The sequence below is a fragment of the Streptomyces sp. NPDC048734 genome, assembly GCF_043198675.1.
Taxonomy (GTDB): domain Bacteria; phylum Actinomycetota; class Actinomycetes; order Streptomycetales; family Streptomycetaceae; genus Streptomyces.
In genome coordinates this window covers 1-16,431 of record NZ_JBICUZ010000019.1, presented here as the reverse complement: position 1 = coordinate 16,431, position 16,431 = coordinate 1, and the positions used below count along the sequence as shown (strand labels likewise).

Genomic DNA, 16,431 nt, shown 5'->3' with positions numbered 1-16,431 from the left:
GTGACTCGTGGTGATCTCTCCGTATATCGAACATGAACTCCCGGACAACGAACCGTTTCCAGCCAACTTCCTGACGCGCTCCTGACAGATAGCGCTGTCGGCTGCCACTCTTCCCACTGCTACTGCACAGCAACCCCACAGTGTCACCCGTTCTGCGTACGGCCCTAGTTGTGCCCGCGCGGCCCACCCGCCGTGCGGTCTCCCCCGGCCGCGTGACCCGCGGCCGCGCAGAAGGAGTCAGTGTTGAGCAGCAGTCCCTCTCGCAGACGCACCTCCCACACCCCCTCCCGCAGAGCCGCGGCCCTCGCCCTCGTCGGCGTCTCCGCGCTCATCGCCGCCGCCGTGCAGTCCGGTGCCGCGACGGCCGCCCCCGAGCAGTCGCCGCGGGCGGCCGGCCAGGCGATACCGGGCTCCGAGTCGGTCCGCCTCACCCCCGCCCAGCGCGCCGAGCTGATCCGCGACGCGAACGCCGGCAAGGCGCAGCAGGCCAAGGAACTGGGCCTCGGCGCCAAGGAGGCGCTCGTCGTCCGGGACGTCGTCAAGGACGCCGACGGCACCGTCCACACCCGCTACGAGCGCACCTACGCGGGCCTGCCGGTCCTCGGCGGCGACCTGGTCGTCGAGTCCACCCCGGCCGGCGCGACGGAGTCCGTCGTCAAGGCGACCCGCGCCGCCATCAAGCCGGCCACCACCACGGCCAAGGTGCCCGCGGCCAAGGCCGAGGCGCAGGCGCTGTCGGCGGCGAAGGCGGAGGACGCCAAGAGCCCCGACGTCAACCGCGAGCCGCGCAAGGTGATCTGGGCCGCGAACGGCACGCCGACCCTGGCCTACGAGACGGTCGTGGGCGGGTTCCAGCACGACGGCACCCCGCAGGAGCTGCACGTCGTCACGGACGCCACCACGGGCGCCAAGCTGTACGAGTGGGAGGCCATCGAGACCGGCACCGGCAACACGGTGTACAGCGGGCAGGTCACCATCGGCAGCACGCAGTCCGGGTCGACGTACAACCTCACCGACGCCACCCGCGGCAGCCACAAGACGTACAACCTCAACCGCGGCACCTCCGGCACCGGCACGCTCTTCTCCGGCCCCGACGACGTCTGGGGCAACGGCAGCCCGTCGAACCTGGAGTCGGCCGGCGCCGACGCCGCCTACGGCGCCCAGCTGACCTGGGACTACTACAAGAACGTGCACGGGCGTTCCGGCATCCGCGGCGACGGGGTCGGCGCGTACTCCCGCGTCCACTACGGCAACAACTACGTGAACGCGTTCTGGTCGGACAGCTGCTTCTGCATGACGTACGGCGACGGCTCCGGCAACGCCAACCCGCTGACATCGATCGACGTGGCCGCGCACGAGATGACCCACGGGCTCACCTCCAACACGGCCGGCCTCAACTACAGCGGCGAGTCCGGCGGCCTGAACGAGGCGACCTCGGACATCTTCGGCGCGACCGTCGAGTTCTACGCCAACAACTCCTCCGACGTCGGCGACTACCTCATCGGCGAGGAGATCAACATCAACGGCGACGGCACGCCGCTGCGCTACATGGACAAGCCGAGCAAGGACGGCTCGTCCAAGGACAGCTGGTACTCCGGCATCGGCTCGATCGACGTGCACTACTCCTCGGGCCCGGCAAACCACTTCTTCTACCTGCTGAGCGAGGGCAGCGGCACCAAGACCATCAACGGTGTCACCTACAACTCGCCCACCTCGGACGGGCTGCCGGTCACCGGCATCGGCCGGGACAAGGCGGAGAAGATCTGGTTCCGCGCGCTGACCACGAAGTTCACCTCGACCACCAACTACGCGGGCGCCCGCACCGGCACCCTCGCGGCGACCGGTGAGCTGTACGGCACGACGAGCGCCGAGTACACGGCGGTGCAGAACGCGTGGGCGGCCATCGCGGTCGGCGCGCGTCCCGGTGGCGGCGGTGGCGGCACCTCCTTCGAGTCCACCACCGACGTGTCGATTCCGGACAACGGCGCGGCGGTCAACTCGCCGATCACCGTCTCCGGCCGGACGGGCAACGCGCCGTCGAACCTCGCCGTGGCGGTCGACATCGTCCACACCTACGTCGGTGACCTCCGGGTGCAGCTGGTCGCCCCCGACGGCACGGTGTACACGCTGAAGGCGTACGGCACCGGCGGCAGCGCGGACAACCTCAACACCACCTACACGGTGAACGCGTCCTCCGAAGTCGCGAACGGTGTCTGGACGTTGCGGGTCCAGGACAACGCGTCCGCGGACACGGGCTACATCAGCGGCTGGTCCCTGACCTTCCCGTAGGTCGCCGCCGCACCGTGACAGGGGGCCGCACACCGGCCCACCCCCCACTCGCAGGACGCCGTTCCGGGGCTTCGGACCCCGGGGCGGCGTCCTCTTTTTGCCATCCGATTGCCCGCCTGCTGTTGGTCTTTGACCCAGGTCACGCCCGTTCACACAACGGCAATGTTCACCGGTTGGTCGATTTTCGGTCAACATCACTTCGGGGTCATGACATGTACGCGACCTGGATGCCAATCTTCCTGTCACCCGCCGCACGACTTCACAGCCGTCACGGCCGGCCCCCACGCCGCCCGGGCACCCCCACATCCAAGGAGCTTGTGTGTCCTCCCTCTACGCGCGTCACCAGCGCACCACCCTGGCCGTCGCCACCGCCGTCGCGGCCGGGGCCCTCGTGACCACCGGACTCACCTCCGGCAGCGCCGCCGCCCAGACCTCCGCGGACGTGACGGCCGCCAAGCCCCTCGCCGTCCCGACCCCGCTGGCCCCCGCCGCCCGCACCGCCCTGATCCAGGACAAGCAGGCCGACGCGCCCTCCACCGCGCAGGAGATAGGCCTCGGCGCCCAGGAGAAGCTGGTCGTCCGGGACGTCGTCAAGGACGCCGACGGCACCGTCCACACCCGCTACGAGCGCACCTACGCGGGCCTGCCGGTCCTCGGCGGCGACCTGGTCGTCCACGAGTCGGCCACCGGCGCGGACAAGGGCGTCACCAAGGCGACGACGGCCACCATCAAGGTCGCCTCGACCAGCCCGGCCGTCGCCGCCGCCAAGGCCGAGAGCCAGGCGCTGTCGCTGGCGAAGGCGGCGGGCTCCGAGGACACCGAGGCCTCGCAGGCACCCCGCAAGGTGATCTGGGCGGGCAACGGCAGCAAGCCGGTCCTGGCCTACGAGACCGTCGTCGGCGGCTTCCAGGACGACGGCACCCCGAACGAGCTGCACGTCATCACCGACGCGGCGACCGGCGAGAAGCTGTACGAGTACCAGGGCATCGAGACCGGCACCGGCAAGAGCCTCTACTCCGGCACGGTCACCCTCGGCACGTACCTGTCGGGCTCGACGTACCAGCTGTACGACCCCACGCGCGGCGGTCACAAGACGTACAACAAGGCCCGCAGCACCACCAGTTCCGCGGGCACGCTGTTCACCGACGCGGACGACGCCTGGGGCACCGGCGCCGCCTCCAGCTCCTCCACGGACCAGACGGCCGCCGTCGACGCGGCCTACGGCGCCCAGACCACCTGGGACTTCTACAAGAACACCTTCGGCCGCAACGGCATCAAGAACAACGGCGTCGCCGCCTACTCCCGCGTCCACTACGGCAACGCGTACGTCAACGCGTTCTGGGACGACAGCTGCTTCTGCATGACGTACGGCGACGGCTCGGGCAACACCAAGCCGCTGACCTCGCTGGACGTGGCCGGCCACGAGATGACCCACGGCGTCACCTCCAACACCGCGGGCCTGAACTACTCCGGCGAGTCCGGCGGCCTGAACGAGGCGACCTCCGACATCTTCGGCACGGCCGTCGAGTTCTACGCGGCGAACTCCTCCGACGTCGGCGACTACCTCATCGGCGAGAAGATCAACATCAACGGCAACGGCACCCCGCTGCGCTACATGGACCAGCCGAGCAAGGACGGCTCCTCGGCCAACTACTGGTCGTCGACGCTGAAGAACCTGGACGTGCACTACTCGTCCGGCCCGGCCAACCACTTCTTCTACCTCCTGTCCGAGGGCAGCGGCGCGAAGACGATCAACGGGGTCAGCTACAACTCCCCCACCTACAACGGCTCCACGGTCACCGGCATCGGCCGCGCCAAGGCCGCCCAGATCTGGTACAAGGCCCTGACCACGTACATGACGTCGACCACGAACTACGCGGGCGCCCGCACGGCGACCCTGAGCGCGGCGTCGGCCCTGTACGGCTCCACCAGCACCGAGTACAAGGCGGTCGCGGCCGCCTGGACGGCCGTCAACGTCGCCTGACGACGGACTCCTGAGACGGGGCGGCACCCGGGAGGAAGACTCCCCGGGTGCCGCCCTACTCTTGGGTCCCATGTCAGTTGGGGACTTCACGTACGAGGACGTCGGCGCCACCCGCGAGCCCGGCTTCTGCCCGCCCGGCTTCCACGCCCTGCACGTGCGCACGCGTCTCGGGGAGGGCGAGGAGGTCTTCCGCCGCGCCGCCGAGGCCGTCCTCACCTGGGAGGTGCACCGCGCCCTCGGCGTCGGCGTCGAGACGACCGCCGACCGCGCGGCCCGGGGCGTGGACGTCACGGTCACCCTGGCGGGCGTCGTCAAGGCCCCCTGCCGCGTCGTCTGGACGGTCGAGGAACGCCGCCGCGCCGGCTGGGCCTACGGCACGCTCCCCGGCCACCCGGAGTCCGGCGAGGAGTCCTTCGTCGTCGACCGTACGGGCGACGGCACGGTCTGGCTGACGGTCACGGCCTTCAGCCGCCCGGCCAAGTGGTACGCCCGCGCGGGCGGCCCGGCGACCCGGCAGCTGCAGCAGGCGTACGCGCGCAGGTGCGGGACGGTGCTGCGCCGCCTGGCGGGCGGCGAGGACGCGTGACGCCGGTCCCCAGTCGGCCGCCGCCCCGTCCCCACTGGTCCCGGACCACGGCGACCGGTTCCGGACCACGGTGACCGGCCGCCGCCCGGCCGGTCGGGCGGCGGAGTTCCTCACGTCCCGGGACTCCGCTGCGCATGCGCTCCCGGCCGGGCCCCCTGCTTGGAGGAGACCTGGCCGATGAGTTCCCAGAAGCACACCAGGGCGGTGACGGGCGGCATTCCGAACATCACGAACGCCATGAGCGAGCGGGAGGAGTGGCCGACGCACAAGGCCGCGGCCATGGCCGAGGCCGTGAGGAGGACGCTCCAGGAGCGGCGCGCGCGCCGGTGCTGCACCGTGGCCCGCAGGATCGACAGCGCCGCGACGAACCACGGCCCGTACACCGCGAGCGGCCACCACCGCGCCACCGCGTCGGGCAGCATGCCCTCGGCGATCACGCGGAGCTGCCCGTAGGTGTAGGCGACCGACCAGCCCAGCAGGCACGCCGCGCACACGAAGATCGCGGCGATCAGGACCGTGGCGTGGGTGACGCGTCGACCGGGCGGGAGGTCCGGCTCCGGACGCGTCCGCCGCCGGTCACCCCTGTGGTGGGGCGGGGGCAGGGGCGGGGGCTCGGGAGAGGGCTGCTGGGTCTGCGCCGGGGCCAGCATCGCGGCCAGCTCCTCGTCCGGGTCCCAGCCGTCCAGTACGGCGGTGTGCGGCACGCCCTCCCAGACGGTGGCGTGCGGGGCACTGTCCCAGGCGGCGGTGTACGGCACGCCGTCCCAGACGGTGGCGTGCGACGAGCTGTCCCAGGCGGTGGCGTGCGGTGCGCCGTCCCGGGCGGCGGTGTGCGGTGCGCTGTCCCAGGACTGCTGGGCCGGGAAGGGAATGCCGTCGTACGGACCCCTCGGCTCGTCTCCCACCCTCGGAACGTAGGGCTGATTGTAAAAGTGGCCGTTATTGCCGAACCTGTCCATCTGAAGTTCTCCGCGCCCTCTTTCAGAATGTCATGTCGAGCGCACGAGAACCTGATGGGATGAAAATCGTGGAAGTTTCGCCGCCGAGAATCCTCCGAGCCTCCCTCAGGTATTCCCTTTCGAGACCGTCAATGGTTTTCCGGAAGTCTTCCAGCAGTTCCGAGGAGGTGCGGGACCGCACTCCGACGCTGGTGAACATACGACCATCGACTGCCGACGGCAGGACGTGTTCTCCGCCTTCTTCTTGCTCTGTCACGCCCACCTAACGAGCGCCACGCGAGAGACGGTGTGCTGCATTCGGGGGCAATGTGCGCCCGAACGGGATACCCGGAGTCGGAACAGATACTTGCCCGAAAAAAACATGAGGCGGCGGATCGGGGCCGCGGAAGCGCGACATCCGCCCTGCGACCGAAGGCCCGGAACACCTCTCGGGACACACCGCCGCGCCGACGGCGCCCCGTGGACTGCGACGGACGCGACCCACCCGTGTACATCCGCTCAGGTACGTTGATATACGCCCGTCTATACAGGGGGGAGGGCCATGAGCCGTACGGTGATCGGCCTCGACGACGAAGCGCTGGAAGCGGCCGCCAAGGAACTGGGGACCACGACCAAGCGCGACACGATCAACACGGCCCTGCGCGAAACAGTGGCGCGCGACCGTCGCCTGCGCGCCCTCAACGACCTGCGGGATCTGGTGGCGGACGGCGGCCTCGACGCCGAAGCCCTTCTCGACAAGCGCACGTACCGTGGTGGTGCCGCCCGTCGAGCGTGGCCGTGCTGATGACCGCCCCGCACACCGCTCCCTGCCCGTCCGTGGCGGGCCGCCACGGCCTCAGGAGTTCTTCAGGTACGCCGCCAGCTTGCCGATGAGCCGGGCGGCGTCGTCCAGGCCGCGGGCCGTCTCGCCGAGGTCGCCGGCGAGCAGCTTCTGCAGGGCCTGCCCCGCTCCCTCGTCCTCGTCGCGGCCGGGAGTGTCGGACCAGGGGCCGGGAACGCGCGTGCCCCGGTAGCCGACGGGGTCGCCCCCGCTCGGCGCCCGGTAGCCGGTGAAGTCGGCGGCACCGTGCGTCGGCCCGGCGGCCGGGGTTTCGCCCGCGAGGAACTGGACCCGGGAGAGCTGGGTCTGGTCGGAGCCCTGGTTGCAGGTGATGCTCAGGCGGTAGTGGGCGTAGGACGCGGGTGAGGCGACGGCGTACTCCTTCGTCTCGTGGCGCTGCCGGAAGCGTTCGCCGGTGCGGGAGTCCACGGTCGTCCAGTGGCCCCCGTCGTGCGATCCCTGGAGCTCCCAGTCCTGCGGGTCCCGCTCGGGGGCGTCGTTCGCCGAGGTCAGCCGGTACGCGGCGACGGCGGCGGGGCGTTCGAGGGTGAAGTCCAGCTCGGCGGTCTCGTCGTTGGCCAGCCACTTGCTCCAGGACTTGGTGAGCAGGTTGTCCGCGACCTCGCCCACCACGTCGAACTCGTCGCTCGCCTCGACGTCGACGACCGTACGGGTGATGTCCCGCAGTTCGCCTGCGGGTTCCCGCACACCGGGCTTGTGGGTGGAGCTGAGAACGACCGAGGCGGTGGTGCCCCGCCGGTCAGTCCAGGACACGCGCTCCACGGGCGCCCCGCCGTCGTCGAGCAGCAGCCGCAGCTCGCCGGAAGGGGACCAGGCGCCGTCGTGCCCCTCCTCGGTGGAGAACCGGTGCAGGGGAGCCCCGGCCGTGCCCTCGGGGTAGGCCCGGCGGTCGGCGAGGGTGCCGCGGTACTCGGTGACCGCGCCGTCGGCGGTCGTGCGGTGGCCCAGGAAACCGGACAGGTCCACGCGTAGCCCGATCGCCGCCTCCGACCCGTCCACCCCGCGCCAGGCGAGGTGCGCGGGCAGGGCCCGGTCGCCGCTGTCGCCGCTGTGGATGCTGTCGACGTGGAAGAGCAGCCGGGGGCCGGTCTGCCAGACGGCGGAGCCGGGGGCACGGACCTCGGTGGTGTAGGCGACGACGGACCGCCCGGCCGCCCGCGCCTCCCTGGCACGCTCCGCCCGCTCCCGGTCGTGCGCGGGGTCCACGGTCACGGCCCGCAGCCGCAGCAGTCCTTCCGCGCCCTCGGGGTTGCGTATCTCGAGCAGGTTGTCGCCTGCGGCCAGGAGTTCCCCCGGCACACTGAGGACGGTGACCCGCGGGTCGCTGTGCCCCCCGTCCCCCGGTACGGCCAACTCCTCGGCGAGGGCCTTGCCGTTGAGCAGGACGTCCATCGGAGCGCCCGTACCGACGACGGTCACCGCGACGACGGCCTCGGCGATCTCCTCCCGCTCCCCCACCGTGAAGTCCAGCCTGACGTACCCGCCGGCGCCCAGCGCGAGGTGCGAGGGTGCGATCCCGCAACGGTGGTGGGCGACCAGGGCGTTCGACAGCTGGGCCGGGTCGGTGGAGAAGTCGGCGAATACGGGTTCCATGGGTGTCCCTACGTCGTCCGGGGCGTGCCGGTCGTACCGGCCACGAGGTGCGCGGCGGGGCTGCGCAAGCCGCGACGCATGCAGAACGTATCGAGGGCCACTGACAACGTTCCGCTCAAGTCACTTGCGATGCAGGGAAGTTGCTCTTCCAGTAACCGAAGACGCTCAGCCTCCGAGACGGCGGCCGCCCCCTCCCCCGACCTCGAACCACAGCAACTTCCCCCCGCCCCGCCCGAGCCGGCCACCCTCCAGCGGCCACCCGCCCCACCAGTCCGCGTACTCCTGCACGAGGTACAGCCCGCGCCCGCCCTCCCGGTCCACGTCGGCGGGCGGCACCCGGTCCCCGGGCGGCTTGGCGAAGGGCGCGGGGATGTACGGGTGGCTGTCGCACACGCCGACCCTGATCCGCCCGTCGCTCAGGGCGGTCATCCGCAGGGAGGCGGGCCCTCGGGTGTGCAGGTAGGCGTTGGCGACCAGCTCGGAGGCCAACAGCTCGACGGCTTCAAGCACTTCCTCCCTCCCGTGCCCGCGGAGCACCGCCCGCACGGTCATACGTGCGACCCGTGCGGCGCGGGGGTCGTGCGGCAGCCGAAGGGCGTACACCCAGGTGTCGGGCGGGGCTACGGTGACCATGAGAACTCCTCCGAGGAAAAGGGGAACCGAACGACTCGCTCATGGCCCGCGCCGGGCGGTGGCAGTGCCTGGTGGGTGCGCTTCCGGCTTATGGGCGGGGGCTGTTGAGCGGCGACAACCACGGTAGAGCAGATGGTTAGATACCTCTAACAAACTGAACAGTAATTCTCTAACCTTCACTCGTGTGAGGGATGGAGCGCCGCTTTGCGGTCAGGAAGGAGACGCCGTGCCGCCCACCAACAGCCCCATGCTCCGTCAGCGGAGGCTGGGCGCGGAACTGCGCAAACTCCGTGAGCGCACCGGGCTCTCGACCACCGGTGCCGCCCAACTCCTCGGCGTCAACCAGGCGCGCATCAGCATGATCGAGACAGGGCGCACACCGGTGAGCGCCGACCGGGTCCGCGCCATGGCCCACAGTTACGACTGCTCCGACGAGCGGCTGATCGACGCCCTTGCCGCCATGACGGGCCGTCGCACACGCGGTTGGTGGGAGGAGTACCGCGACCACGTGCCGGTCGCACTCGTCGATCTGGCCGAACTGGAGCACCACGCCACCGCACTGCGCGTGGCTCTCCTCTTCCACATCCCGGCGCTGCTCCAGACCACCGACCACGCCCGGGCCCTTTTCCAGGCCGTGGTCCCGCCCATGCGGCAGTACGAGATCGAGCACCGCCTCACCCACCGCATGAAGCGCCAGGGTGTGCTGCACAGGGAGAACCCGCCCCCGTACACAGCTGTCATCCATGAGGCGGCCCTGCGCATGGGTTTCGGCGGCCCCGTCGTCACTCGTGGGCAGCTGAAGCACCTGATCGACATGAGCGAACTTCCCCACGTCACGATCAGAGTGATCCCCTTCGAGACGAACGACTTCCCCACGACCGGCCAGTCCTTCGACTATGCGGAGGGACCGGTCCCCCAACTCGACACGGTCCAGTTGGACTCACACCACGGCGCCTGCGAGTTTCTCGACGCGGCAGCGCAGTTGGACAAGTACCGAGCCGTGCTCGACCGCATGGAGTCCTGCGCCCTGACAGCAGCCGAGTCACGCTCCTTCATCCACCACCGCATTCAGTCCTTGTGAAAGGAACAGCCATGCAAGACCTCAACTGGCAGAAGTCCTCCTTCAGCGGAGACGGCTCGAACTGCGTCTACGTCGCCGCCACCCCCACCGGAACCCTCCACCTCCGCGAGAGCGACGCCCCGGACACCGTCCTCACCACGACGACACCCGGCCTGCGTGCCCTGATATCCGGCCTCAAGAATCAACCAGGGCTGCGCGGACAGTGAGAGGTCGTCTCAACTGACGTGATCACGGTTGGGTACTTCGCCAATGGCTCCGCACATGACCGGTATCGCTGCCGCCGTGCTCACTTGTCGCATATCGGCGGCCCGACCCGCGGGGACCGCAGTCCGGCATGATCCGTAAGGTGATTCGGACGATCACTCTGCCACTGCGTGCTGCCCAGCGCCGGCCCATCCTGACGAGGTGCCCGTAATCGACTACCTGGCTGCCACCATGGCCATGCTCGGACCGGCCCCGAACCGCTATGCCGAGCCATCGGCATGGGACCGCCTCCACACCGAACTCGGCATTCAACTGCCGGCCGACTACCGGGCCATCGTCGACACATACGCCCCGATCAAACTCAACGGCCACCTGTACCTCTCACACCCCGCGACCGAGCGCTGGAACCTGGGGCGGTGGATGCGGGACACCATCCAGGCGTGGTCCGAGGTGCCCTGGGAGGAGCTCGACCTCGACGCGGACGAAGACCCCCATCGGCTCTTCGGACTCGAGGAGTTGAGATTCGGCACCCGCGACGGCCTCTGGCCGATCGCGAGCACCGACCGAGGAGAGACGATCTTCCTTGACGCCGCCTCCGACGCCACCAGGCTCGTGGTCACCTATGACGAAACCTGGACGGAGCACCACATCAGCTTCGCCGAATGGCTCTACCGCCACCTGATCGGCGAAGACATGAGCGGCCCCAACAGTTCGGCTTTCTCCCCAGGCCCTGTGGAACTGCGGCACCTCCCGATGTCTGCTGACGAACGCTGCGAGCCTTGGTACGGCCCAGACCGCGGGATGTGAGACGTCGATATCCATCGGCAGAGGACAGCCTCGAACACGTCGGCCTCCAAAGAGAACCGAAGCCCGACGCACCGTGACGCGTCAGTCGTCGAGGCCGCTCCCCACCCGCGCAGGGTCGCGCCGATCTCCTCGTCCGTGGCCGCGGGCAGGTCGAGGTCGGGGACACCCGTGACCGGCCGGCTGTCCCGCGTGACGATCAGGGCCGCCCCCGCCTCGGCCTGCTCCGCGATTCTGCTGCGCTGATCGAGCACGCGGAGCGGTTCGGCTTCGGGCTGACCGGGGTCTACGGCCATACCCGGAACGCACTACGGCGTAGCCCGAATGCGTCATGTCGACCGGCCGGGTGTGGTTCGCTGCCGGGGTGACTCAGGACTTGGAGATCGTCGTGTTCGCATCCGCCGGGGCGTTCGAGGCGTGGCTCGATGAGAACCACGCCGTCTCGCCCGGCATCTGGCTCAAGCTGCGCAAGAAGGGCCCCGGGATCGTCGCGCTGGACTACGCGGCCGCGCTCGACGTGGCGCTGTGCCACGGCTGGATCGACGGTCAGAAGGCCGCGTTCGACGATCAGTGGTGGCTCCAGCGGTTCACCCCGCGCAGGCCGCGCAGCAGGTGGTCCAAGGTCAACCGGGACAAGGCGACCGCCCTGATCGAGCAGGGCCGGATGCGTCCGCCGGGGCAGGCCGAGGTCGACCGCGCCAAGGCGGACGGCCGCTGGGAGGCGGCCTACGACAGCGCGAGGACCGCCACGGTGCCCGACGACCTCGCGGTGGCCCTGGCCGCCGACCCGGCCGCGGCGGAGTTCTTCGAGGCACTGGACCGGCAGAACCGCTACGCGATCCTGTACCGGATCCAGGACGCCAAGAGGGCCGAGACCCGGGCGCGCCGGATCGAGAAGTACGTGGCGATGCTGGCGAAGGGCGAGAAGCCGTACCCGTAGCCGCCGACCCGTACCCGTAGCCACGGACCGGACCGCGTCCCCGTAGCCGCCTCCCTCGCCGCAACCGTCCGCCTCCACGAGACGGACGTCGCCGGGACTCCCCCGAGCCCCGGCGACGAAGAGACGAGGAACCGGGAGCCCTCTACCGCATCAACACCCCCGCCCCCTCCACCAGTTCCTCCGAAGGCACCGTCACCAGGCCCAGTTCCGCGCCCGAGGCGGTCAGCGGGTGGTCGGGGAGGATGCGGACCGTGTAGCCGTAGGGGCCCGTGCGGTCGAGGGAGAGGGGGCCCTCGTAGAGCCAGTTGCCCTCCAGGTCGGGGCCGCCCACCGGTTTCAGGGGGACGGCCGTGCCGTCCGTGATGCGGTCCTCCGCGTCTACGCGGCCGGAGACGGCCTGGACCTCCACGTCGTCGGGGGTGAGGTCGCCCAGGCGCAGGCGGACCCGCAGGGCGAGGGTCGTGCCGAGTTCGGCGGTCGGGGTGGCCGCGGAGGTCTCGACGTGGTCGACGGTGACCGAGGGCCAGGCCGCGCGCACCTTCGCCTTCCAGGCGGCGAGGTCGCGGGCCGCGTCGGGGTCCAGGGCCCGGTGGGCCTGGGCGGCGGGGGTGTAGAGCCGTTCGACGTACTCGCGGACCATGCGGCCGGCCAGCACCTTGGGGCCGAGGTGGGTGATGGTCTGGCGGACCATCTCGATCCAGCGGTCGGGCAGCCCGCCCGCGCCGCGCTCGTAGAAGCGCGGGGTGACGCGCTGCTCCAGCAGGTCGTACAGCGCCGCCGCCTCGATGTCGTCGCGGTGGTCGGTGTCGGTGCCGGAGCCGTCCGCGGTGGGGATGGCCCAGCCGAAGTCGGGCCGGAACCACTCGTCCCACCAGCCGTCCAGGACGGAGAGGTTGAGGCAGCCGTTGAGGGCCGCTTTCATGCCGGACGTGCCGCAGGCCTCCAGCGGGCGCAGCGGGTTGTTCAGCCAGATGTCGCAGCCGGGGTACAGCTTCTGCGCCATGGCCATGCCGTAGTCGGGGAGGAAGACGATGCGGTGGCGCACGCGCGGGTCGTCGGCGAAGCGCACCAGTTCCTGGATGAGGCGTTTGCCGCCGTCGTCCGCCGGGTGCGCCTTGCCGGCCACGACGATCTGGACGGGCCGCTCGGGGTGCAGGAGCAGCTCCGTCAGCCGGTCGCGGTCCCGCAGCATCAGCGTGAGCCGTTTGTACGACGGGACGCGGCGGGCGAACCCGATGGTGAGGACGTCGGGGTCGAGCACGCCGTCGATCCAGCCCAGCTCGGCCGTGCCGGCGCCGCGCTGCCGCCAGGAGGCGCGGAGCCGGTCCCGTACCTCCGCGACGAGCTGCCCGCGCAGGTCGCGGCGGAGGTTCCAGATCTCCTCGTCGGCGATCTCGGCGACGGAGTCCCAGCGGTCGGAGCCGCCGACGCTCAGCGCGTCCTCGGCCCGCCGGTCGCCGATCTGCCGGGCGCCGAGGCGCAGCACCTCGGGCGCGACCCAGGTCGGGGCGTGCACGCCGTTGGTGACGGAGGTGATCGGCACGTCCTCCGGGTCGAAGCCGGGCCACAGGCCGGCGAACATCTCCCGGCTGACCTGGCCGTGCAGGAGGGAGACGCCGTTGGCGCGCTGGGCGAGGCGCAGGCCCATGACGGCCATGTTGAAGAGGTTGGACCCGCCGCCCGGATAGGTCTCCCTGCCCAGGGCGAGGACGCGGCCGACGTCGATGCGCGGGAGTTCGGCGCCGGGGCCGAAGTGCCGGGCGACCAGTTCGCGGTCGAAGCGGTCGATGCCGGCCGGGACGGGGGTGTGCGTGGTGAAGACGGTTCCGGCCCGGACCGCCTCCAGGGCGGAGTCGAAGTCGAGCCCCTCGTCGCACAGCTCGGCGATCCGCTCCAGGCCGAGGAACCCGGCGTGCCCCTCGTTGGTGTGGAACACCTCGGGCGGGGCGTGCCCGGTCAGCCGGCAGTACGCGCGGACCGCACGGACACCTCCTATGCCGAGCAGCATCTCCTGGAGCAGCCGGTGCTCGCTGCCGCCGCCGTAGAGCCGGTCGGTCACCCCGCGTTCGCCGGGGTCGTTGTCCTCGGTGTCGGAGTCGAGCATGAGCAGCGGCACCCGGCCGACCTGGGCCAGCCAGATCCTGGCGTGCAGTTGTTTTCCGCCGGGGAGGGCGAGGGAGACCTGGGCGGGGGTGCCGTCCTCCTCCTTCAGCTGGGTCACCGGCAGTTCGTTGGGGTCGAGGACGGGATAGTGCTCCTGCTGCCAGCCGTCGCGGGAGAGGGTCTGGCGGAAGTAGCCGTGCCGGTAGAGCAGCCCGACCCCGATGAGGGGGACGCCCAGGTCGCTGGCGGCCTTGAGGTGGTCGCCGGCGAGGATGCCGAGGCCGCCGGAGTACTGGGGCAGGGCGGCCGTGACGCCGAACTCCGGGGAGAAGTAGGCGACGGCGGCGGGCAGCCCGGCGGACTGCTGCTGGTACCAGCGGTCGCCGGTCAGGTAGGCGTGCAGATCGTCGGCGGCGGCGGCCAGCCGGCCCAGGAAGCGGTCGTCCCCGGCCAGTTCCTGGAGGCGTGCCGCGTCCACGGCTCCGAGCAGCCGTACGGGGTCGCCGCCCGAGGCCGCCCAGTGTTCGGGGTCGGCCTGCCGGAAGAGGTCACGGGTTTCCGCGTGCCATGACCAGCGCAGGTTGCGCGCGAGGTCACTGAGCGGCCGGAGGGGTTCGGGGAGAAGGGGTCGGACAGTGAATCGACGGATCGCCTTCACATTCCACCTCGGCGTGCGTGAGGAAGTGGCGCACGGCAGTGTGCGTCAACGTCTCTCACGACGGTACCGGCGTCGGTGCCGGACTTGCTGGAGGCAGCCGCCGCCGGGCCCGTGCTTTCGGCCGCCGACGGGTCTTTTCCCGCCACGCCGGACGCCCCGGGTCGGCACCGGACGCCCCCGGGTAGGCGCGGTCGACCCACCCGGCCCCCGCTGCCGCCCTGGCGGGCGCCCCGGAGCCCCCGCGTGCGCCCCTTTATGGCCGGTTCCACCCCCACGGGCCACCTTGTGACACTTCGCGCCGCACGAGAGGCTGCGGGGGCGCATCCGGCACCGCCGCCACGCACCGAGTCGAGGAGGGGAACCCGGACCATGGATCGGCCCTCGGTCTGTTCCCCCGGGACGCCCCGGAGTGTTCACCGGCGCGACGGGGCACACGAACGGCACGACACGGGACGCGCGACCTGTTCCCGTACGGCGGCGGCGCCACCGTACGGCGCGGCCACGGCCGCGCCGTCTACGGCCGCACGCCCGGAGACACCCCCGCGTCGGTGGAAAAGGGCCCGGTCGCAGGGGTCACGAACGGCAAGGTGTCCGGCCGGATTCCCGCTTCACCGGACGAACTCCGGCGAGTGCCGCGCTCGCCGGAACCGCCCCCACGGAAGAGGCAAAACTTCATGAATACATGCGCGCGACTAGTTAGCAACCTGCCGGATTGCTCACCCGAATAGGGTGGGAAGGCTCCTCCGGTACAGAACCCGTACGACCCTTACGACCCGTACGACCAGAGCACACCGTACGACGAGAGCACGCCGTGCGACGTGCCCGACCCCGGCGCCCGGCTGCCGGACCGCGCCCCGGCGCGCCCGGTTCCCGGCGCGCCCCCGCACCGCCCGGCACCACCCAGCACGCATGTCGCAGGACCCACCTCCCCACATCCATCCGCCCACCCTCGTTGATGCGGACAGGAGCGGTCATGCCCGCCACGCACCACTCGTCAGCACCCCCGACACCCCCTCGCACCGCGGCACCACCCCCCGTGCGACCCGCCGCCGCCGGACCGCCGGCCCCGGAGCGATCCTCCGCGGGTGACGGGACGGCCGTGGGGCGCATACCCGTCCTCGACGTCCGGCCGGTCGTCCAGCGCGGTCGCCGCCCCGCCAAGGCGGTCACCGGAGAGACCTTCCAGGTCTCGGCCACCGTGTTCCGCGAGGGCCACGACGCCGTCGCCGCCAACGTCGTGCTGCGCGGTCCCGACGGCCGCCCCGGTCCCTGGACGCCGATGCGCGAGCTGGCCCCCGGCACCGACCGCTGGGGCGCCGACGTCACCCCGGACGAGCCCGGCCGCTGGACGTACACCGTGGAGGCCTGGGGCGACCCGGTCAGCACCTGGCGGCACCACGCGCGCATCAAGATCCCCGCGGGCATCGACACCGGCCTGGTCCTGGAGGAGGGCGCCCGGCTGTACGAGCGCGCCGCCGCCGGGGTGCCCGAGGCGGACGCCGACGTCAGGGCGAAGCGGGACGTCCTGCTCGCCGCGGTCGACGCCCTGCGCGACGAGGCCCGTCCGGCGGCCTCCCGGCTGGCGGCGGCGCTGGCGCCCGAGGTGGACGTGGTCCTGGCCCGCCATCCGGTGCGGGAGCTGGTCACCGAGTCCGAGACGCTGCCCCTGCTGGTGGAGCGGGAGCGGGCGCTGTACGGCTCCTGGTACGAGTTCTTCCCGCGTTCGGAGGGGACCCCGGAGCGGCCGCACGGCACG

14 protein-coding genes are annotated in these 16,431 nt (G+C 71.2%); 9 read left to right on the top strand and 5 right to left on the bottom strand.

Annotation, left to right across the window (positions count from 1 at the left end; genetic code table 11):
• Window positions 1-243: 243 nt before the first annotated feature.
• From ACGFQC_RS32400 to ACGFQC_RS32390, 3 genes are all read left to right on the top strand, one after another.
• Window positions 244-2,289, top strand: coding sequence for a M4 family metallopeptidase (locus ACGFQC_RS32400; protein WP_363091804.1), 2,046 nt, complete (start codon window positions 244-246; stop codon window positions 2,287-2,289).
• Window positions 2,290-2,608: 319 nt separating this feature from the next.
• Window positions 2,609-4,273, top strand: a complete 1,665-nt coding sequence (locus tag ACGFQC_RS32395; RefSeq protein WP_363091803.1) for a M4 family metallopeptidase — start codon at window positions 2,609-2,611, stop codon at window positions 4,271-4,273.
• A 70-nt stretch (window positions 4,274-4,343) separates the two neighbouring features.
• Window positions 4,344-4,859, top strand: coding sequence for a DUF1990 domain-containing protein (locus tag ACGFQC_RS32390; RefSeq protein WP_363091802.1), 516 nt, complete (start codon window positions 4,344-4,346; stop codon window positions 4,857-4,859).
• A gap of 110 nt (window positions 4,860-4,969) precedes the next feature.
• Here ACGFQC_RS32390 and ACGFQC_RS32385 read toward each other — a convergent pair whose 3' ends face one another.
• On the bottom strand, window positions 4,970-5,764 hold the full coding sequence (locus ACGFQC_RS32385; RefSeq protein WP_363091801.1) for a DUF2637 domain-containing protein: 795 nt from the start codon (window positions 5,762-5,764) through the stop codon (window positions 4,970-4,972).
• A 76-nt stretch (window positions 5,765-5,840) separates the two neighbouring features.
• The gene (locus ACGFQC_RS32380; RefSeq protein WP_363091800.1) at window positions 5,841-6,074 is read right to left on the bottom strand and encodes a hypothetical protein; all 234 of its coding nucleotides are present in this window, start codon (window positions 6,072-6,074) and stop codon (window positions 5,841-5,843) included.
• A gap of 285 nt (window positions 6,075-6,359) precedes the next feature.
• On the opposite strand from ACGFQC_RS32380, the gene ACGFQC_RS32375 reads away from it, so the two are divergent.
• The gene (locus ACGFQC_RS32375; protein WP_363091798.1) at window positions 6,360-6,602 is read left to right on the top strand and encodes a type II toxin-antitoxin system VapB family antitoxin; all 243 of its coding nucleotides are present in this window, start codon (window positions 6,360-6,362) and stop codon (window positions 6,600-6,602) included.
• Between the two features lie 51 nt (window positions 6,603-6,653).
• Here the strand turns inward: ACGFQC_RS32375 and ACGFQC_RS32370 are convergent, their stop codons facing one another.
• Both ACGFQC_RS32370 and ACGFQC_RS32365 read right to left on the bottom strand, forming a co-directional pair.
• Window positions 6,654-8,252: an alpha-1,2-mannosidase gene (locus ACGFQC_RS32370; protein ID WP_363091797.1), complete on the bottom strand. Its 1,599-nt coding sequence runs from the start codon at window positions 8,250-8,252 to the stop codon at window positions 6,654-6,656.
• 165 nt (window positions 8,253-8,417) lie between these two features.
• Entirely contained in the window at window positions 8,418-8,885 is a 468-nt protein-coding gene (locus ACGFQC_RS32365) for an ATP-binding protein (RefSeq protein ID WP_363091796.1), read from the bottom strand.
• A gap of 226 nt (window positions 8,886-9,111) precedes the next feature.
• Here ACGFQC_RS32365 and ACGFQC_RS32360 point away from each other — a divergent pair, with 226 nt between their 5' ends.
• The 4 genes from ACGFQC_RS32360 to ACGFQC_RS32345 all read left to right on the top strand — a co-directional run bounded on the left by ACGFQC_RS32360 (window position 9,112) and on the right by ACGFQC_RS32345 (window position 11,914).
• A complete protein-coding gene (locus tag ACGFQC_RS32360; protein WP_363091795.1) occupies window positions 9,112-9,966 on the top strand; it encodes a helix-turn-helix transcriptional regulator in 855 nt (284 codons plus the stop codon).
• A gap of 11 nt (window positions 9,967-9,977) precedes the next feature.
• Window positions 9,978-10,172 carry a DUF397 domain-containing protein gene (locus ACGFQC_RS32355; RefSeq protein WP_363091794.1) on the top strand — a complete coding sequence of 65 codons (195 nt, stop codon included), beginning with the start codon at window positions 9,978-9,980 and terminating at the stop codon, window positions 10,170-10,172.
• Between the two features lie 199 nt (window positions 10,173-10,371).
• On the top strand, window positions 10,372-10,977 hold the full coding sequence (locus tag ACGFQC_RS32350; RefSeq protein WP_363091793.1) for an SMI1/KNR4 family protein: 606 nt from the start codon (window positions 10,372-10,374) through the stop codon (window positions 10,975-10,977).
• 328 nt (window positions 10,978-11,305) lie between these two features.
• On the top strand, window positions 11,306-11,914 hold the full coding sequence (locus ACGFQC_RS32345) for a YdeI/OmpD-associated family protein (RefSeq protein ID WP_363091792.1): 609 nt from the start codon (window positions 11,306-11,308) through the stop codon (window positions 11,912-11,914).
• 142 nt (window positions 11,915-12,056) lie between these two features.
• On the opposite strand, the gene ACGFQC_RS32340 is transcribed toward ACGFQC_RS32345, so the two are convergent.
• Entirely contained in the window at window positions 12,057-14,675 is a 2,619-nt protein-coding gene (locus ACGFQC_RS32340; RefSeq protein ID WP_363091791.1) for a glycosyltransferase family 1 protein, read from the bottom strand.
• Between the two features lie 973 nt (window positions 14,676-15,648).
• Here ACGFQC_RS32340 and ACGFQC_RS32335 point away from each other — a divergent pair.
• Window positions 15,649-16,431: maltotransferase domain-containing protein (locus ACGFQC_RS32335; RefSeq protein WP_393289048.1), on the top strand; the 783-nt coding region annotated here is incomplete at its 3' end.